Source organism: Parasphingorhabdus sp., assembly GCF_036963805.1.
In the GTDB taxonomy this organism is placed as follows: domain Bacteria; phylum Pseudomonadota; class Alphaproteobacteria; order Sphingomonadales; family Sphingomonadaceae; genus Parasphingorhabdus.
Window position 1 is genome coordinate 142,227 of sequence record NZ_JBALUN010000001.1, and the last position, 19,783, is coordinate 162,009.

16 protein-coding genes are annotated in these 19,783 nt (G+C 52.3%); 10 read left to right on the forward strand and 6 right to left on the reverse strand.

The features are described 5' to 3' along the window. The first annotated feature begins 76 nt into the window (after positions 1 to 76). Positions 77 to 2,395, forward strand: coding sequence for an EAL domain-containing protein (locus V7676_RS00710; RefSeq protein WP_335657741.1), 2,319 nt, complete (start codon positions 77 to 79; stop codon positions 2,393 to 2,395). A gap of 25 nt (positions 2,396 to 2,420) precedes the next feature. Here V7676_RS00710 and V7676_RS00715 read toward each other — a convergent pair whose 3' ends face one another. Genes V7676_RS00715 through V7676_RS00725 form a run of 3 tightly spaced genes read right to left on the reverse strand, consistent with a single transcriptional unit; the run spans position 2,421 to position 6,979 of the window. Next, positions 2,421 to 3,695 carry a spinster family MFS transporter gene (locus V7676_RS00715; protein ID WP_335657742.1) on the reverse strand — a complete coding sequence of 425 codons (1,275 nt, stop codon included), beginning with the start codon at positions 3,693 to 3,695 and terminating at the stop codon, positions 2,421 to 2,423. After that, positions 3,696 to 4,601: an alpha/beta fold hydrolase gene (locus tag V7676_RS00720; protein WP_335657743.1), complete on the reverse strand. Its 906-nt coding sequence runs from the start codon at positions 4,599 to 4,601 to the stop codon at positions 3,696 to 3,698. Positions 4,602 to 4,612: 11 nt separating this feature from the next. After that, positions 4,613 to 6,979: a TonB-dependent receptor gene (locus V7676_RS00725; RefSeq protein WP_335657744.1), complete on the reverse strand. Its 2,367-nt coding sequence runs from the start codon at positions 6,977 to 6,979 to the stop codon at positions 4,613 to 4,615. 129 nt (positions 6,980 to 7,108) lie between these two features. On the opposite strand from V7676_RS00725, the gene V7676_RS00730 reads away from it, so the two are divergent. The 3 genes from V7676_RS00730 to V7676_RS00740 are packed head-to-tail and all read left to right on the forward strand — an operon-like array spanning position 7,109 to position 9,382. Further along, positions 7,109 to 7,735, forward strand: coding sequence for a TetR/AcrR family transcriptional regulator (locus tag V7676_RS00730; RefSeq protein WP_335657745.1), 627 nt, complete (start codon positions 7,109 to 7,111; stop codon positions 7,733 to 7,735). A 50-nt stretch (positions 7,736 to 7,785) separates the two neighbouring features. Then, complete coding sequence (locus V7676_RS00735; RefSeq protein WP_335657746.1) at positions 7,786 to 8,397, forward strand: DUF6445 family protein; 612 nt, start codon at positions 7,786 to 7,788, stop codon at positions 8,395 to 8,397. A 34-nt stretch (positions 8,398 to 8,431) separates the two neighbouring features. Beyond that, entirely contained in the window at positions 8,432 to 9,382 is a 951-nt protein-coding gene (locus tag V7676_RS00740; RefSeq protein WP_335657747.1) for an MBL fold metallo-hydrolase, read from the forward strand. 12 nt (positions 9,383 to 9,394) lie between these two features. Here the strand turns inward: V7676_RS00740 and V7676_RS00745 are convergent, their stop codons facing one another. Continuing rightward, entirely contained in the window at positions 9,395 to 11,749 is a 2,355-nt protein-coding gene (locus tag V7676_RS00745) for a patatin-like protein (RefSeq protein WP_335657748.1), read from the reverse strand. 104 nt (positions 11,750 to 11,853) lie between these two features. On the opposite strand from V7676_RS00745, the gene radA reads away from it, so the two are divergent. Genes radA through V7676_RS00765 form a run of 4 tightly spaced genes read left to right on the forward strand, consistent with a single transcriptional unit; the run spans position 11,854 to position 15,953 of the window. Beyond that, complete coding sequence (gene radA / locus V7676_RS00750) at positions 11,854 to 13,218, forward strand: DNA repair protein RadA (RefSeq protein WP_335657749.1); 1,365 nt, start codon at positions 11,854 to 11,856, stop codon at positions 13,216 to 13,218. Positions 13,219 to 13,227: 9 nt separating this feature from the next. Next, positions 13,228 to 13,740 (forward strand): CvpA family protein, encoded by a 513-nt coding sequence (locus V7676_RS00755; RefSeq protein WP_335657750.1) that lies wholly within the window; start codon positions 13,228 to 13,230, stop codon positions 13,738 to 13,740. Beyond that, complete coding sequence (locus tag V7676_RS00760; RefSeq protein WP_335657751.1) at positions 13,737 to 14,177, forward strand: iron-sulfur cluster assembly scaffold protein; 441 nt, start codon at positions 13,737 to 13,739, stop codon at positions 14,175 to 14,177. Before V7676_RS00755 ends, V7676_RS00760 begins: the two co-directional genes overlap by 4 nt. 24 nt (positions 14,178 to 14,201) lie before the next feature. Beyond that, positions 14,202 to 15,953: a monovalent cation:proton antiporter-2 (CPA2) family protein gene (locus tag V7676_RS00765; RefSeq protein ID WP_335657752.1), complete on the forward strand. Its 1,752-nt coding sequence runs from the start codon at positions 14,202 to 14,204 to the stop codon at positions 15,951 to 15,953. A 10-nt stretch (positions 15,954 to 15,963) separates the two neighbouring features. Here V7676_RS00765 and aroB read toward each other — a convergent pair whose 3' ends face one another. Both aroB and V7676_RS00775 read right to left on the reverse strand, forming a co-directional pair. Beyond that, entirely contained in the window at positions 15,964 to 17,064 is a 1,101-nt protein-coding gene (gene aroB / locus V7676_RS00770; protein WP_335657753.1) for a 3-dehydroquinate synthase, read from the reverse strand. Beyond that, positions 17,061 to 17,624, reverse strand: a complete 564-nt coding sequence (locus V7676_RS00775) for a shikimate kinase (RefSeq protein ID WP_335657754.1) — start codon at positions 17,622 to 17,624, stop codon at positions 17,061 to 17,063. Before V7676_RS00775 ends, aroB begins: the two co-directional genes overlap by 4 nt. On the opposite strand from V7676_RS00775, the gene V7676_RS00780 reads away from it, so the two are divergent. Both V7676_RS00780 and V7676_RS00785 read left to right on the forward strand, forming a co-directional pair. After that, on the forward strand, positions 17,623 to 17,865 hold the full coding sequence (locus tag V7676_RS00780) for a hypothetical protein (protein ID WP_335657755.1): 243 nt from the start codon (positions 17,623 to 17,625) through the stop codon (positions 17,863 to 17,865). The two genes, V7676_RS00775 and V7676_RS00780, sit on opposite strands and share 2 nt — an antisense overlap. 3 nt (positions 17,866 to 17,868) lie before the next feature. Further along, complete coding sequence (locus V7676_RS00785; protein ID WP_335657756.1) at positions 17,869 to 19,728, forward strand: hypothetical protein; 1,860 nt, start codon at positions 17,869 to 17,871, stop codon at positions 19,726 to 19,728. Positions 19,729 to 19,783 lie beyond the last annotated feature (55 nt).

Consider the following 19,783-nt stretch of genomic DNA (forward strand, 5'->3'; position numbering starts at 1 on the left):
TCTAGCGCCAACAAGGTTAACTTAAAATAGAGGCATCTGCGTTAAAAAGATTTTCAGATCGTTTCACGGAGATTTTTTGAAAACCCCTTTTACTTCTTACCGGGCGGATGCCTCGTGGCGCTTTTTTCTGGCTTTGGCGCTTGCGCTGTTGGGCGCGCTTGTGTTGCCGTTCGTCGGTATTGGCGGTGAGGTTGAGCGGCAGTTCCATAATCTGCGCTCTGACATTCTGGAAAAACCTGCATCCGGGGAAATAGCCATTGTCGAAATTGACGCAAAGTCGATCCAGTCTCTGGATCGCTGGCCCTGGCCGCGCAAATATTATGCTGAACTGGTTGAACAATTGTCTGCGGCAGGCGTCACGCAGATTGCGTTTGACGTTGATTTTTCTTCACACTCCACGGTTGAACAAGACGGTCTATTTGCCAGTGCGATTGAAAATTCTAACGCGACGGTTATTTTGCCTACTTTCAAACAGGAACAAAGCTCGATCAAAAGCGGATATGTTGAGAGCTTACCGATAGAGCCGCTTCGCCGGCATGCATTTCTCGCTTCGGTCAATGTCCATCCCGACAAAAACGGACAATTGAACGATTATAGCTATGGCACGGTCACCGCCGATACCGTGCGGCCATCGCTTGCCAGTATGGTGGCGGAAGCATCCGGGAGTATCGGTAAAAGTTTTGCAATCGATCGGTCGATCAATCCAGCGACTATCCCGCGCTATAGCTTTGTCGACATATTGCAGTCCGAGCAGCCAGATCCGACCCTGAAAGGCAAAAAAATAGTGGTCGGGGCTACGGCGATAGAGCTGGGTGACCGGTATTCCGTCAGCCGACATGGCATGATGCCCGGCGTGGTTATTCAGGCTTTGGCTGCCGAGACACTTTTGCAAGGTAGCAACTTGGCAAATATCGGTTATCTGCCTCCGCTGATTTTTGCCATCGCTGCATTACTGGCTTGGTTCTGGCGACATCCTGTCCGCGACAGAAGCGTTGCATTGACGGTTGTTTCGATTGGCGTTTTCTTGTTCGTGTTTAACTTGGTTATTGAACATTTGAACCTTTTTACTTTTTCCGGTGTCCCTGTACTGTTTTTTCTCGGCATTTTTCTAGTGATTGAGAAATTCCTGAGAACCAATTTGGCGCTGAACCTCAGTCGGTTTTCCAATACAGATAGCGATCTACCAAATGAAGCGGCTTTGTTACAGTTTCTCCATGGTTACGAGAAAAAATATATTGCGGTCGCGCGCCTGTCAGATTTTCGTGAACTGCTGGTTGTGACTAACAAAGACATGCGCATTGACCTTTTTAAGAATCTTGCCGAGCGGCTGAAATTTCTGGCGGAGGGGGAGCGTATTTTTCACCTCGACACCGATATAATTGGTTGGGTGCTTAAAAAAGATTATGCCAATGATATATCCGGCCATTTCGATACGGCAGCGGCGTTATTTCAGTCTCCGGTCATGGCCGGCGACACTAAAATCAAGCTGAACGCGTCCTTTGGCATCAGCGTCGAATCAATTGATAAAGCGAAAGTCGCTACTGAGCAGGCGATAGCTAAAGGTAGGCGCTGGGCATTGCATGATGACGAGCTTTCCAGCGCAATGGGCCAAAAGCAGAACCTGCTGGTTGAGCTGGAACATGCCATTGATAAGGGCAATATCTGGACAGTATATCAGCCGAAGTGGAACTTGCCGCTGAACAAACTGGATGGCGCAGAAGCCTTGGTTCGCTGGGAACATCCGGAAAAAGGAATGATCAGTCCGGAAATTTTCATTCCGATATTGGAAAAAGCAGGCCGGATCGATGCGTTGACACTCCACGTCCTGCGGACCGCGCTGAAGGATCTTTCGTTTTGGTGCACGCGCCAATCAGACTTAAGTTGTTCAGTTAATATTTCGGCACAACTACTTGGTGATGAAGTATTTATTGATAAAGCAATCGCTTTGGTTCGTGCAGCCAATATCGAAAACGGGCATGTCGTGTTTGAAGTGACCGAAACAGCCGCTCTGGCCGACTTGGAGGTGTCTATCCTGGCGCTTGAACGGATTAGGGCGGCTGGTATCAGCGTTTCCATTGATGATTATGGCACAGGTCAATCAACGATGAGCTATGTGCAACGCCTCCCCATCGACGAAATTAAAATTGACCAGAGCTTTATCAAAACCATGATTACCGACCGTTCCAACCATCTGATGGTAAAGTCCACCATTGAACTTGCTAAGGCGCTGGGCCTGAGGGTCGTGGCCGAAGGTATTGAAGACAAACCCTGTATGGATATGTTGAAATCACTGGATTGCGATATCGGCCAAGGCTGGCATATCTCGAAACCTGTCTCATCGGAAGATTTTGCAGCAAAATGGTTGGGGCCAGATTTGGCGCGCAAAACCGCTTAGGTGCTTTAGGCCTCATAGCGGCGGCTCAACTTTCTTCGACCCATTCCTTTTGCAATGGCCGCGCTGCCAAGGCCATGAAACCCGCTGCGAAAATATAAAATATCAGCGATATCAGCATGGAATAACGCAAGGCGTCCTCGCCATAAATGGGAGTCAGGCTGTCTGATAGCGCACCCAGAAAAAATATCCCGCCGCCGATGCCGACGAGATTATTGATCAGCAGGAATAGGGCGGAAGCGGTGGCGCGTGTCTCTGCCGTCACCAGATGCTGTACGGCCGATAAAACGGGACCAAGCCAGATATAGGCGAGGCCTTGCGGGATCAGGAACAGGAAGAAGGCTACCGTCGCTGATCCACTCATGATACCTGCTGCAAAAAGCGGAACCGCGAGCAGGAAGGCAATCGCAGGGACCAGCCCGTAAGCAGCTTTGTTTCTGTTGCCCAACCAGTCGCCCAATATACCGCCGCCAATAACGCCCGCGACGCCGCCGATCAGCAAAATTGATCCGAAGAAGAATGATGTTTCAATAAGGTCCAACCCAAAGCTGCGTTGCAACAGGCTCGGCAGCCAAAAGGCTATGCCATAACCCAGCATGGAACTGGAGGCCGCGCCCAATGCGAGAAACCAGAAGGCGCGCTTTTTGGACAGTACCTTAAGTATATCAACAAAGTTGGGTTGCAGTGTTTCAGTCCCAGAAGCGACTGGCGGTTTTACCGGATCGCGTACGAAATATTTGAATAGCGGCGCGAGGATGATGCCGGATAGCCCGACAGCAAAAAAGGCGAGGCGCCAGTCGACCGTTGCGGCAATATATCCACCTGCTATCACGCCTGTCGCAGATCCCAACGGGATACCAAGGGAATAGATAGATAAAGCTCTGGCTCGTTTCGCGCTGGGGAAATAATCCGATATCAGCGCATAAGATGGCGCGACGCCGCCCGCTTCCCCAATGCCAACACCCAATCGGGCAAAGAAGATGGACCAGAATCCCTGAGTGAGGCCGCAAAGCGCTGTAAACCCGCTCCATATCCCCAAAGAAATGGTGATTACCCAGCTGCGGTTGGTTCGGTCAGCAATCCATCCCAAGGGGACGGCCAAAGTGGAATATAGTAAAGCAAAGGCAATGCCGCCCAACAGGCCCATCTGGGTGTCGTTAAGTCCCAGATCAGCTTGAATGGGGCCAGCAAGTATCGCCAATATCTGGCGATCGACAAAATTGAAGATATAAACGAGCAGCAACATGCCGAGCGCAACATGGGGAGAAGTGGTGCGCGGTAGAAGGGTTGCTTTGCTTGCCATTTATCTCTCCAGATTCTGTAAAAAGGGATCAATGGCAGCTAATGCTGCAGGCTCATCAAGCATCGGAGCATGTCCTCGGTCCGGGACTGCCGCAGTGCTGATCGGACCGGAATGGCGGCGCTGCATTTCTGCTATAGTAGTGGGGGATATAATGTCGGACAGCAGCCCGTAAATGATCAGGGTCGGGATAGTGTCCAATTGATCCCATACGGGCCAAAGGTCGGCAGGGACAACCGTCTGGTCGTCACCGGAAAGACCTTGGGAAATTGCTGGATCATAAGCGAATGCAATCCGGCCATCCGGTAATTGCTGGCAGGTGTGCCGGGCAAAGTCCATCCAGTCTTGATCGCCATAGCCGACCATCGCATCACTATGAACCTCGCGGCAATGTTCTGCGGCTTGTTGCCAGTTCGCAAATGGAGCAATTTCGCCCACATAGTTCTGGATACGGTCTAGGCCATCTTGTTCCACGACCGGACCTATATCATTCAGGATCAGACTGTTAAAGCGCTGCGGCTCTGCTGCGGCCATCATCATCGCCATAAGTCCGCCCATAGACGTGCCGATCAGCCCAACTTTGCTTAATCTCAAATCATCGAGCAGCGCCATCATATCATCGACATAGACGGCTGGAGTGTAATTTTCCGGCTCCGGGTCATAGTCCGAACGCCCGCGCCCGCGCTGGTCGGCGATGATTAACCGGTATTCTCCCGCCAGATGTGCCGCCAGCCCTTCAAAATCGGCGCTGTTACGGGTTAAGCCATGCATGAGTAGTAGCGGCGGGCCGTCTCCTTCGTAGATGCGCGCGTAAAGCGTCAGCCGGTTATCACTACTGCGATAAAAATGGTCGTGATAGACAGGCGGATCACCCTGTTTGCGATCCGCCCGCCATTCATGTTTCGACATTATTGGGCGCCCTAGAACCGAATGCCGGCGGTAACGAATACTTGACGCGGGTTACCGTAGAACGCGGTCAGCGTACCTTCTTGACCAAGCGAAGCGACCGGAAGGCCGTCCGCACCAGGAATGATCACGCCGGTAGTTTGATCAGCAGCAACAAAGGTATAACCAGACGTTTTGTAGCGTTTGTTGGTCAGGTTTTTGCCGTGCAATCCGATGCTCCAGGCTTTGTCGGGCGCGTTGTAAACAAGATTGGCATCCCAAAGGGCAAAACCCTTTTGATCGATATAGGGGTTAGCAATCTCGAACTGGTTTGTCTTGCTGCGATAAGATAATGTGGTCCCGAAATAGAGATCACCTTCTCCAACCGGAGTAGAGTAAGAAAATGTACCACTGGCGGTCCATTTCGGCGTATTCTGCACCGAACGGAAATCTGCAACGTCAGTTGGAACGTTGCCGATGTTGGTGATATATTCGTCATATTGCGCATCAATATAGCCAAGCGAACCGGAGAGCATCACCCTGTCACCACTAGCAACCAAATCCTCGCCAAGCCGCGCAGATGCTTCCAGCTCAACGCCCATTAGAGTGGCCTTGCCGGCGTTGTTTATCACACCGCAGAAGGAAGGCGCTCCTCCATCTACACAGGCCACCGAGCCCGGGATTTGGACATCAGTATAATCGGTGTAGAAACCGGCGAGCGCGACATTCAGAGCGCCGTCGAGAAGGCTGCCCTTATAGCCAACTTCATAGCTGTCTACCTGTTCCGGACGGAAGCTGAGGAAAGAGGCTACTTCACTATCGCTCGGGACGCCATTGGCATTGGTGGTCGGCGCATTCGTGCCTACCCCGCGTGGATCAAATCCGCCGCCTTTGAAGCCCTGCGAATAGCTTGCGTATATATTGTGATCGGGGGTTGGCTTGAAGCTCAATGACGCGCGAGGCGTAAATTTCTTGAAATTCGTACTGCCTTTAAAATTGGTGCTAGGACCGCCCAACGGTATGCCGTCACCGCCAAAAAAGGGAGAGCCTCCAACCGTTCCTGCAAAATAGTTCTGTCGCAGAATTTCCGCAGAGCGTTCATCCCACGTATATCGACCGCCGACTGAAAGACTGAGCTGGTCGGTAAAGTCATAAGTGAAGTCACCAAACACGGCATAAGTCTCTGTATCCACGCCCGCGAAAGTGAAGGCGGCAAGGTTTGAAAAAACGGCATTTGATGTGAACAACCGGACATCGAAAGCGGTATCTGCTTTGGCATCAAGATAATAGAAACCAATCAGGCCGTTAAGTTTGTCGCCTTCATACAGCAGCTGGAATTCCTGACTGATCTGTTCGTTCCGGTAAATTCCGGGCACGTCGAGATCAACCGCTGGTAGTGCATCAAAATCTATTGGCGTAGCGGTGTCATCTTTGCGCCAGGCGCTGATTGATCGCAATGTAACTGTATCGCTGAGATTGGCGGTGATATTCATCGCTAATCCATAGGCCTCGATATCCTGTAGGGGATCGTTGAGGCCGCCGCGGGTGTCAAACACATCGTCAAGGACAGGCGCACCGGAAACGGCACCCGGGATTAACCGGTGACCGCCGCGCGGATTGCTTTTGTCTTTAGTATAATCGCCTGAAATACGGATCAGTACGGGTTCGCCGTTGCCACCTATTTCAAGGGTGCCGCGACCAGCCCAAATGTCCTTGTTATAATTTTCAAGTCCGGTGGTCAGATTGTCGCCGAAGCCGCCGCGCGAGAGCCGCGCACCCGATGCGCCGATACGAACAAGATCGGAAATCGGCATGCTGGCGGTGACGACTGCTTCCGCCTGATCATAGGTTCCATATGTTACGCGCGCCTTGAACGAGGGGTCTTCCGGCAGGCCCTTAGTGACATATTTGACGGCTCCGCCGATGGTGTTGCGACCATAAAGCGTGCCCTGTGGGCCGCGCAATACTTCGATGCGTTCAACATCATAGATGTCCAGCACAGCGGCTTGGGGACGATTGAGATAGACATCATCAAGATAGATGCCAACGCCTTGCTCAAAACCCGAAACCGGATCCTGCTGGCCAATGCCGCGGATGAAGGCGGAGAGTGTGGAATTTGTACCGCGAGACGATTCCAGCGTTGTATTAGGTGTCGTCAAACCAATATCGGTAATATCGATTGCGCCCTGCTGTTCCAGTTTTTCCGCCGAATATGCGGTAATCGCAATAGGAACATCAATCAGCCGCTCTTCGCGGCGGCGGGCGGTGACGACGATAACACCGTCGTCTGTACTTTCGGACGCTGCTTCTGTCTCTTGTGCATGAACGGCTGCCGGAGCGATGATGCCTGTCGCTAAGCTCGTTACCAAAGCCGCATAACTAACATTGTGTTGAAATCTCATATGAACCTCCTCCTAATTGTAATTTCTTGCCTGAAAATTTCAGGTCGTTGATCTTGCTATATTGAAACATGAACCATATTTCAACTTCGAAATTTGCTAATTGTGGGAAATGTGGTTAGCCGTGACTATATGGCCACAGAATATTCCGATCATGTCGAGTCTAAAGACAAGCAACCCCGCACGGCACGGGGACTAAAAACAAAACGCAAATTACTGGACGCTGCGGCTTTGGAATTTGGTGAAAAGGGCTTTCATGAAGCATCAATCACCGGAATTACACAAAGGGCAGGCACAGCCTTGGGTAGTTTTTACACCTATTTCGATTCGAAGGACGAGTTATTTACGGCTCTGGTCAAGGATATGAGCGCGCGGGTGAAAAGCCATGCATCCACGGCTATGACCGAATGGCGCGATGCATTTGAACGGGAAAAGCTGGCGTTAAATGCTTTTATGAGCTTCGCCCGAGAGCATAAGGAAATTTACCGGATCATCGACGAAGCTGAATTTGTCGATCCGGCAAGCTACCGGACCCATTATCAAGAAACCGCAGCGCGCATTTTCGAACGGCTGCAAGAGGGCAGTGCATCAGGCGATTTTCGCAATGGTCTGGATGAGGGCCATGCATGGGCTATCATGGGCATGAACGTCTTTCTAGGATTGCGCTATGGCATCTGGTCCGAAGATAAATCCGTCGATGAAGTCGCTGCAATAGCTAATGAGATTCTCGCAGAAGGGATTGCGGCCAGAAAAACCTAGCGTGGCTTTACGCAGATGACAGCAACTGATTTTACTATTAGCATGTGCTGATGTTGCCATCCTTGTTAATCATCGATGATTTTCTGTGTGATCCTATGCTGGCGCGTAAAGCGGCCTTGGCACTCGATTATGATCCAAACTATAAACAGGGCAATTACCCCGGTCATATCTCGACGACAGCTCTCTACATTCAGGGTCTTGATGAGCGGGTGTCAAAGGCGATAAACGCGCCGGTCAAAGCAGCTACTGGCACTAGCCATTGTCATTGCCGGATAACGTTGAAAGGCGACAAGGGGCGCAGCGGCGTCCATATTGATCCCGCTTTCTATTCCGGCATTTTATATCTGTCGCTGCCGGAACATTGCAAAGGCGGGACGGAATTTTTCCGGCACAAGCGGACCGAACTGGAACGGGTGCCGAGCGATCCCCGTGGCATCACCAGTGCGGGCTATGCTGATATTAATGATCTGATCGACGATGTTGTGAACCGCGACACATTGCATAAAGCCAAATGGGAACGGACTATGTTGGTGCCGATGCGGTTTAATCGCCTGATCTTGTTTAGCCCGTGGCTGTTCCATAATAGCGGCGCGGCCTTTGGAAATTCACCCGAGACCGGACGGCTGGTACATTTGATGTTCTTTGCCAAGGCCGATAGATGAGTTACAAGGTAATAGATTTTAGGAGATGCCCCCGATGAAAAAAATACTGTCCCAAACCATGTCTATTGCCCTTTTGGCGGCTTCACCGTTGGCACTGACCGCTTGCGGGCAAAGCAATGCGCAGGAGGCAGATCGCTTTGCCAAGGTCGAGATTAAGACGGAACAATTGGCAGACGGGGTGGCGGTGCTATTTGGCGCTGGCGGCAATATCGGCGTTTCTTACGGACCGGATGGCACTGTGCTGATCGATGATCAATTTGCACCGCTTACGCCGAAAATTCAGGCGGCTATCGCAGCGCTGGGCGCGGAGCCGGTTAAATATCTGATCAATACCCATTGGCATGGCGATCATAGCGGCGGGAATGAAAATTTCGGCAAGACGGGCGCGCTGATCATGGCACATGACCATGTCCGCGAACGGATGATGGGCACCCAGAAAAGCGGAAAAGGCAATGATCCTGCATCGCCAACCGAAGCGTTGCCGGTGGTGACTTACCATGATGGATTGAAGCTGCATCTGAACGGCGATGAAGTGCAGGTAAAACATATGAAACATGCACATACCGACGGCGACAGTATAATTTTTTGGAAGAAAGCCAATGTCATTCACATGGGCGATACATTTTTCAACAAGGTGACTTTGCCATTCATCGACATTGAAAGCGGGGGAAATGTAGCAGGCATATTGGCAGCGGCTGAGACGGTGCTGACGATGGTCGATGATGAAACGAAGATCATTCCCGGTCATGGTCCGATGGCAAACAAAGCGGATCTCATCGCCTATCGCGATATGTTAAAAAGCGTCATTGGCACAGTGGAAACTGCGCGCACCGAAAGCAAAACTCTGGCACAGATTCAGGCAATGAAACCGGCAGCCCGATGGGACACGAACAAGGACGCCTTCATAAAGGGCGATGCGTTTGTTGAGGCGGTATATAAGAGTTTCGAGAATCCGGCTCATAAAGAGCATGACCACAAACATTGAGGCCCGATATTCTTAGGGCGTAGCGCGTTCAATTTCTTTGCGTAGTGAGGTGATGAGCGGTGCCACTCTGGTTAGCCGCCCTTCTTCTTCATCCAAAATCGCGCGGAAGATGGTTTTTTTAAACTCCAGCGTTTTAACCTCGTCGGGGCGTTTGGATTCGACCACGGTAGAGAGCAGGATATCGATCATCCGTTCTGCTCCGTGAAGCCGACCCCAGAGATAATCATTCTCCCGATAAGATCTGCTAAAAAATGCACCAAAGTTATTGAATTCAATGCCTTTTAATGTTGATGCAACGCCGCCCTGACGGATGGATTTGGCGTCTTCGGGCGAAATTCTGTCGACCTTGATTGGGTCAAATTCGTCGAGCCCTTCGCCTTGGAGAAGGGGCAGGGTGGCGATATCGTAAAAGGGAAAGCCGAGAAATGCGAGCAGCATGGAGCGCTTTTCTGCCTTAGGCAGACTGGCCATGGCGTCGGCTAGCTTCTTATCTACCAAGGCATCGGCAGAGCTAAGGTCACGGGCTTTGGCGAGGCTGGCCAACATTGCTGACGGCTGGCTTTCGGCATGTTCGGCCAGCGTGACAAAATCATCGCCGAGATATTCGATGGTCTCACGCTCGATATAGATAGAAAGACAGTCATAAATCACGTCATGCATCTGCTCGATAACGGCATATTCTTCGGGGTGGGCGCTATCCAGATCCTCGGCAAACCGCCGCGCCAGAAAACGCAATCGCCGGATGCGATAGCCCAGATCTTGTTCACGGAAGAAATCGGCGGCGAGCTTTGATGGACCAGCACCACCTTTTTTTGCAATATTTTGAAATCCGCGCCGACGCAATTCATCCCATAATACCCCGCGCAATGCTTGATGATTGTGGACATTCGCGTCAGCGGCGGCGCGCTTTACCGTATGGGCGATATCTTCAAGGACGGTCGACAGTTTTAGGTGGCCGTAGGCGCTGTAAGAGAAGCCAGCCAGTTTGCTGGCCTTGTCTCTTGACTTGCGCCGCCATACGGCCAGCCGCGCCGCCGTCGGCTTATCGAGAAACAGCGTCCTGCCGAAAATGGCCTCGACATTTTGTTCAACTTCACTGCGGAGATTTTCGGTGATCTGCCGCATCTGGATGATGCGGTTGGACCGGCGGGATATATCATCAAGATTATCCCGAATCGGTTGTTCGCGGGGGATATTGGATATGGCTCCAAAGATGGTGGAGAAAAACCCTGGAAGCTTGTCATCCTCCGCATCCTGTGCCGCTTGCAAGCGTTGCAGCGCCCGATCGCTTTTTGCGACTTCGAGATCGGGCCGTGGGTCAATATAAACAAACCGCCGGTCCACCTCACGCTTTGCTGGCCGGTTTTTTAGTGCCTCGATAGCTTGGGCAAAGGGGGCATTGGCCAAAACGGAGCCGTCAATAAGGATAGTATCATCAGCCGTTCCGGCGCGGGTTTGATTGGGCAAAATCCGTTTGAGGAAATTGGCGCGATTGGGCCAAGCCTGATCACGTTCGGCCAATACGCGATCCAATTCTGTCACGGTGAAAGGCGGAAATGCGCCCGGAAAGCTTGCGGTGGCGCGGCCGGCAAATACCAATTCTGCCGGATCGGCAATATCATCGCTATATTTCTTGCGTGTGGAAAAGCTGATCGTGATCCTGTGCTCCATCTCCAAAGCCTCTGGCGGGCTGTGCAGTTGCAGCTTTTCCGGATGACCCACGAAATCCGTGACCGTCACATATAAATCCAGCGGTTGCCCCGGCGGCAGCAATTTGGGGCCACGCTCGGTTTTCTTCATGGTCGCCAGCGCATCCAGTATCAGACCGGAAAATATTTTGCCGCCAAAGGGAGGCGCAAACCAGCGCGCACGCACAAATCGGGAGAGTTTCATCTTCACTTCTTCGCGCGCTTCTTTCGAAACCGTTTGCTCAAGAGCGCCGCCTTTACGGCCCAGCGCCATCCACGCAATCGGCTCTGCCCAGAATTTCGAAAACCGCGACAAAGGCCGGGCATCGGGGTCAAGCAATGTGTCGACATCCGCCGTTTCAAGCCACATTTCGGTTAGCGGTTCGAGCGATTCTCCAGATATGATCGCTTGCGACAGAAAAATCCCGTTTATACCCCCCGCGCTGGCACCGGCAATAATATCGGGCAGGACGCGCAGTTTGACGCCGGTTTCCTCCGCCATCCATTCCAAAATATCATAATAGGTCGCGCGGCTGCAGCTATTGTCCCTTGTGCCGTCATGAAAATCCCGGCTGGCCTTGGCGAGTTTCCAGACTTCCTTGGTGATGCCGTGCATATATATGGCGAGACTGACGCCGCCGTAGCAAATAAGAGCGAGTCTGAGTTCCTTCTGGCGCATTGATCCAAGAGTGGCAGGATGAAGCAAATCGCGCAAGCATGAAAGCAGTTGAAAAAGCCATGAAAAACTATAATGTTCTTTTTTTGTTCCACTAAAGGATAGCAATGGCCAAGCCGAAGAAAAAATATGTCTGTCAAAATTGCGGTTCGATTTCACATCGCTGGCAAGGGCAATGTGCGGATTGCGGTGAATGGAATATGCTCACTGAGGAAGCAGGGGAAACTGTATTCGCCTCCAAACATAATTTGCAGACTGGAGGCCGCGAGATTCGGCTGGTCGGACTAGATTCTGAAATTGCACTGCCGGAGCGCAAAAAAACGGGAATTGACGAGTTTGATCGCGCTGTTGGCGGGGGGCTGGTGGCTGGGTCCGCGACTTTGATGGGCGGCGATCCCGGTATCGGAAAATCAACTCTGCTGCTTCAGGTTTCGGCGCGGTTAGCCCATGCGGGCTGTTCGGTGGCCTATATTTCTGGCGAAGAAGCGGCCGATCAGGTGCGGTTGCGGGCGCGGCGATTGGGATTGGGCGATGCGCCGGTAAAGCTCGCTTCGGCAACGTCTGTGCGCGATATCTTGACCACATTGGGCCGCGATGCACCCGATTTTGTGGTTATCGATTCTATTCAGACCATGCATAGCGATCTTATCGAAGGCGCGCCCGGAACGGTCAGTCAGGTGCGGGCTTCGGCTCAGGAAATCATTAAGTTCGCCAAGGAGCATGGCACTATGGTCATGCTGGTCGGCCACGTCACAAAGGATGGCAATATCGCTGGCCCCCGTGTGCTGGAGCATATGGTGGATACGGTAATGAGCTTCGAAGGGGAGCGTAGCCACCAATATCGGATATTGCGTGCGATCAAGAACCGTTTTGGCGGTACGGATGAGATTGGCGTGTTCGCAATGGAAGAGTCCGGGCTGACCGAAGTTCCAAATCCTTCCGCTTTGTTCTTGACCGACCGCACCGAAGAAGTGACCGGCGCAACGGTTTTTCCTGCGCTAGAGGGAACACGGCCCGTATTAGTTGAAATTCAGGCTTTGACTGTTCGTTTGGCAAGCGGAGCAACGCCGCGGCGATCGGTGGTGGGTTGGGACAGCTCACGACTGGCGATGATATTGGCGGTTCTGGAAGCGCGATGCGGCCTAAGTTTTTCGGGTGCTGAGGTCTATTTGAATGTCGCGGGTGGCTATCGCTTGACAGATCCGGCCGCCGACCTTGCCGTCGCGGCTGCGCTTATTTCCGCCCATGCCGAAAAACCAATGCCTAGCGATGCCGTGATTTTTGGAGAAATTGCACTTTCCGGAGAGATTCGGCCAGTATCTAATACACCACTGCGGCTCAAAGAGGCTTCGAAACTTGGCTTTGGCCGCGCGCTCATTCCGGCATCCAAAGACAAAGCGGCAAAGGGTGTTAATTGTGTGAACTTTGCTAATCTTGCCAATCTCGTTGACCATATGCTTGGCCGCGATTAGCAAGCAATTATGACAAGTCTCGATATTTTCGTTCTGCTGCTTATGGGCGGCGGTGCCATATTCGGTTTCATGCGCGGATTTGTGCAGGAAATGCTGTCTATGATAGCGTGGGTATTGATTATTTTTGCGGTCCGTTTCCTGCATGGGCCAGTGACCGATTTTCTGATTGCACCTGTCGGGACCGAAGGCGGCGCATCCGTGCTGGCTTTTTGCTCGATTCTCATCGTGACCTATGCCTTGGGTCGCTGGATCGCCCAATCCATTGGACGCCGATCGCGCAAATCTATGTTGGGTCCCATCGACCGTGTGCTTGGTTTTGGTTTTGGTATGGTCAAGGGACTAATTGGCGCGACGCTCGCCTATTTGCTGGTGATACTTGTTTACGACAGCGTCTATGGAGCCGCCGAACCCCGCCCTGAATGGATTGCAGAATCCCGGACTTATCCTTTGCTCAATGCCAGTGGAGACTCTTTGGTCGAATTCGTTGAAGAGCAGCGGGAACCTGCTGAAAATTCAGAATGAGCGCGGCGCTTTATACGCGCGATATCCTGCGGCTGGCTGTATCAATTCCACATCAATCCAGACTCTATAAGCCCGATGGAACGGCCGAATTGCGGTCCCGCACTTGCGGCAGCCGCGTGATTGCAGATGTCATATTGTCGGATGAAAAAGCCATTGCCCAATTGGGTATAGAGGTGAGCGCTTGTGCCTTGGGTCAGGCGTCCGCTGCTATTCTGGCAGCAGAGGCCATTGATAAATCGATGGACCAAATTGCCGAGGCAAAAGACCAGCTCGCCGGTTTCCTAACCGGTTCGCGTGAGACCCCAGGCTCGTGGGATAATATGATCCATCTGTGCGCCGCGAAAGACCATCCCGGTCGTCATGCTGCGATCCTGTTGCCCTATGAAGCGGTATTGGCTGCCTTTGAAGCGGCTGTAACTGCCCGCGAGGCCGTTTAGGCTATGGAGGGCGCAGGAACCCATATGGGCGACGTGCTTCTGGGTGGGTTCATCATGTTGGGTGCCGCGCTGATATTAGTGCTTATATTCCGCAAATTCGGAATTGGTGCGGTTCTTGGTTATCTCATCGCCGGTATAATCATCGGCCCGCAAGGCTTTGGGTTGATTAGTGAAGGCCAGACGATTCTCGATTTTTCCGAAATCGGTATCATTTTGCTGCTGTTTTTAGTGGGATTGGAGCTCTCGCCTGCCCGGCTTATGCGATTGCGCAAAGCAATTTTCGGCTTGGGGATGACCCAAGTCGCCTTTTGCGGACTGGCGCTGTTTTTGCTTATTATGGCCACGACGAATTTTACCTTTGGAGCGGCCATAGCACTGGGACTGCCGCTTGCGCTGTCATCAACCGCACAGGTTTTGCCCATGCTGCAATCGTCCGGACGGCTGAACACGCCGACCGGTGAAAAAGCATTCTCCATATTGCTGTTTCAGGATTTGTCGATCATTCCGCTTCTGACGATTATCGGTGTTTTATCCCGCGCACCCGCTGAGCCCGGAGAAATATCGGGATGGATGACGGCGATACTAGGCGTCGCTGCAATTGGCGGCCTGATATTGGCTGGCCGATATATATTGCAGCCGGCTTTGGAGTTGATTGGCAAAATCGCTGAACGGGAGTTGTTCATCGTTGCGGGACTGGTGGCCGTATGCGGCAGCGCCGCCTTAATGGAACTCATTGGTTTATCGCCTGCTCTAGGTGCCTTTATCGCTGGCGTGATGCTGGCCAATTCCCCTTATCGTCACGAGTTGGAAGCGGACATTGATCCTTTCAGGTCTTTGCTCTTGGGACTGTTTTTTCTCGCCGTTGGCATGATGCTGGATATTGGCGTGATCGCCGATAATACCGTATTTGTGTTCGGCGCCGCCATCGCGCTGGTTGTCACCAAAATTGCTATAATATTCGGTCTGGGAAAGCTTTTTGGCATGGATACATTGCCTGCTTTAGGCATGGGAATGCTTCTGAGTCAGGGCGGCGAATTTGGTTTCGTGTTATTTGCAGAGGCAGAGCAAGCCTTGCTGATCGATCCGGAGGCGAGCAGTCTTTTTGGCGCTGTGATTACGATTTCTATGGCAACGACGCCGTTGTTGATGCTGTTGGTTGAGCGGTTCACCGTTAAGCGACAGGACGATGATGTCGAACTAGACAGTCCTTCAGAGGCCGGTAAAGGGTCCGTTATTGTGGTAGGTCATGGACGGTTTGGGCAGACAGTGGCCCAGATGATAAGTGGCGCGAAAATTCCAGTGACTATTATTGATATCAAGCCACAGCAAATCGGCCTCAGCCAGAAATTTGGTCGCAAGGTTTTCTATGGCGACGGGACACGAGTGGATCTTTTGCGCGGGGCAGGGGCGGATGAATGCGCGGCGATTGTATTTTGCATAGACGGGCAGGAGCTCGATGCCGGATCATTGGAGATGATCACAACCTCCTTCCCGAACGCCAAGTTATTTGTCCGCGTTTTTGATCGGGTCCATTTGCTGGAAGTTAAAAAGGCCGGAATTGCGGGTGCAAAGCGGGAGGTTTTTGAATCCGCAATCCATCTAGCCCGTCAAACAATGATCGGGATTGATGTTGATGAATCGGCTATTGATGCAGTCGATCGCGAATTTAGGCAGTTGGATTGCGACCGCCTAGAAGCGCAGCGCGCTGCTGGCGACATGCACGCGGGGAAGCATTTGGGCTTTGGACTTTCCGGTGCCAATAAACGCGGCGACTGAACCAGCGCAATTATTCCGCTTGATCAAGAAATGCAGCAACGTCTTCCAAATCAACGTCATCGGCGAGAAATGTCTCCCCAATCGCATTGCCCAACAGAAACGGGAGATTTCCTCCGGTCATTTTCTTGTCATGCAGCATATGTTGGACCAGCCGTTCGCCTGAGGCCTTAACTGAGGCACTGTCGAGGCTGTGCGGTAAACCTGCTTGCGCTAAATGGCGTTCGACGCGGGCTGCGTCGGTTTCAGTACAATGGCCGCGGCGGGCCGAATAGTGAAAGGCCAGCGCCATGCCCGCTGCAACAGCTTCACCATGGACCAAATCGCTCGAATATCCTGTTTCTGCTTCCAGTGCATGGCCAAATGTATGGCCAAGGTTCAGCAAGGCGCGGCGACCGCTCAGTTCCTTTTCGTCTTCCGCAACTATACCGGCTTTGGCCTTCACACTTTCGGTGATGGCATAGCTTAGCGCGTCGGGATCGCGACCTAATAGCTTGTCACTATTCTCCTCGCACCATTCGAAAAACGGGGCGTTGTTGATCAAGCCGTATTTCACAACTTCCGCATAGCCAGCCCGCAATTCACGGTCCGGCAAGGTCCCCAGCACGAGCGGATCAATCAAAACAAATCTGGGCTGATTAAAACGGCCGATCAGGTTTTTTCCTGCGCGGCTGTTGATCGCGGTCTTGCCGCCGACACTGCTATCCACCTGCGCCAAGAGGCTTGTCGGTATTTGGATGAAATTGCAGCCGCGTTTTAGGATAGATGCTGCAAAGCCGGTGAGATCGCCGATTACGCCGCCGCCCAAAGCAATTAATATATCCGACCGTTCCGCGCCTTCGTCTAACAGCCAGTCGGTCAATTGTTCCAGAACGGCCCAGCTTTTTGTCTGTTCGCCAGCGGGAAGCACGTGACTGATCACCTTGATCCCGGATTTCTCCAAATCCGATTCTAGTGGTTGCCGCCACTTTGCCGACACGTTGGTGTCAGTTACCACGAACACCCGATCGTTTTTGACATGGTCTTTGAGGTGCTGGGCCGCGTTGTTTAACGCGCCCGATTCAACTAATATGTCATATCCGTTGCCGGCAAGGTTTACGGGAATTAGGGTCATTTTTGTAGTGCCTTGATGATATTATCGACGGTAATGTCATGCGGCGCATCATTGCTGGTGACATGAAGGTGGGCCTGCGCATATACAGGATTTCTTTCAGCGGCTAGCTCGCGCAATATTGTTTCCGGATCACCATTTTTAAGCAACGGTCTGGTATCGCGGCGCCCCACGCGGTGGACCAATATTTCTATGTCGGCGTTCAGCCATATGGCTGTCGCCTTAGATAAAATTAGTTCCCGGGTTTCTTCGTTCATGAATGCGCCGCCGCCGGTTGCGATAACTTGTGCGCCGCCTTCCAATAGGCGTGCAATCACCCGTCTTTCACCATCGCGGAAATAATCTTCACCGAAACGCTCAAAAATCTCGGAGACTTTGAGGTCAGCCGCTTTTTCAATCTCTTCATCAGCATCAGCAAATGGCAAATGCAGCTTTTTTGCCAGTCTTCGGCCAACGGTTGTTTTCCCCACACCCATAAGTCCGATTAAAACCAGTGGCTTTTCGGTCGATATGACAAACTCTTCACCGGAATCTTCGGTGGATTTATCAAAAGGGTCTTTCATGTTTTTGTCCATTGAGGCAAAGGCTATACATAGGATGCTTGCGAGTGCAAAACGCAATGCGTTTGCAGATGTAATTTTGATAAATAAGAAAGATTGTGGAATAAAGATGCCGCGTAATTTGGTTTTTTTGATCGTCTTTCTGGTTGCCATTATTGGGGCCATGTTTCTTTTGGCATCAATGGATGTCGAACAGGAGTTAAAACCTGTTGAAAAACCGGTCATTGGCGGAGCATTGAAATAAGCGATGCGCTTTCGCAGGAAACATATTTCACTAGCGACGGTTGGCATTGCTGCTCTCGCTTTGTCTTTGCCGGTTTTAGGTCAGAGCGCGCCTGAGTCTCTATTGCCTCCCGGTTTCGGTGACCCCGCTCCGGCACCAACGCCAACCCCAGCTCCACGTCCAACCCCAACTCCCCGTCCGACACCGGCACCTGGTCCTGTAGCTAGCCGTCCATCGCCGCCTTCCGGCGAATCAATTGTAAGTGGCACGCCTTCAACGGCAGATGTCGCTAGTCGGCCCTCATCGTCGATTTTGGATGTGACCGATGACGGTGATTTGAACGCATTGGATGATGCGTTGCAGCCGCAATATTATCTGACGCCTGTTGCTGCACGGTCGATGGCGCAGATCGGGGTTTTGACCGAAAGCTCGGGCGGCATAGCGACGGATGGTTTTGGCGAAGAAGGCGGTCAATATCTGACCAATCTCATCAAAAATCTTCGTGGGCCGATAATTTCACGCTGGGGTTCGATATTGCTACGCCGGACGTTGCTCAGCAAGGTGGACAGTCCGGAAAATGTAAATCCAGCCGATTGGGTCGCCGAACGTGCATGGCGTTTGCTGTTGATCGGGGAAGCGGATGCTGCGCGCGCGCTAGTATTGAAAGTCGATGCGGCTAATTTTACGCCCCGACTATACACTGTCGCGATGCAGGCTCATCTGGCAACGGCTGATCCTGCCGGAATTTGTCCTTATGTCGATGGTGGCGTTAGAGCCAGCGATTCACCGACCTGGGTTTTATTTCGTCCGATTTGTGCGTCATTCTCGGGTGAACAGAGCCGAGCTACGGTGCTTTTGCGAGAAGCGCGGCGAAAAAGCAGCGCGACTGGTATTGATTACTTGCTTGCAGAGAAAGCGGTTGGAGCGGGCTTCGAGGGACGGCGCGCCGTTACGATTAAATGGGACGACATCGAATATTTTAACAATTGGCGCTTTGGACTGGGTACTGCAACCGGCGTGGAGCCTCCTGATAAACTATACGAACAGGCGGGCCGGCATGTGCAGGGCTGGCGTGTCCGGGCCCCCATGCTTTCCAGAGATTCACGTATGAAAGCGGCGGATACAGCCGCAGCAATCGGTGTATTATCGAACAAGGCGATGGTCGATCTCTATGGCGCAACCTATGAAGACCCAGAGGCTAGCGATGATCTGAAGGCGCAAGCCTCGACACTGCGTCAAGCCTATACCAAGCCAACGGCTGCGGGGCGTATTGAAGCGATGCGCGCGCTTTGGGGGCGAGGTAATGGTGCACTGATTTCTTATTCTTCAAAAATTCTAACGGCTCGCGCGGCTGCCAAAATTCCGGCATCGGCTGATTTGGTAGATAGTAGTGCAGATTTAATCGCATCCATGCTGTCTGCTGGATTGGACCGGAGCGCCGCGCGTTGGGCAAAGCAAGTCGAGGCGGGTAGCAATGGCTGGGCTTTGCTTGCAGTAGGAGCGCCTAATAAAGCGGTTGCTGTTGACTATAGCGCGCTGGATGATTTTGCGGACAATGACGAAAGCGCTGGACAGTTAAAGAGCAAATTTCTTCTCGCTGCATTAGCGGGCCTTGGCCGCGTTGACGCAGAGGCTAGTCAGGACTTTGCATCCGATCTTGAGCTTAATCTCAACAAAACCACAAAATGGACCGGCGCGATCAGATCGGCTGCACAGCGCGGGCAGGGCGGTACTGTGGCATTGTTGACTGCGGTTGGGATGCAAGGGCGCGGGTGGAAGGCGATGTCGCCGCTGCATCTATTCTACATCACCCGCTCGTTAAAAACAGTGGGCATGGAAGCCGAAGCACGCATGATTGCTGCTGAAGCATTGATGAGAACATAAGCTCGGCGAAATCACCCAAGGCTTTCCAATTGAGCCCGCCGCCGTTATCCTTGCT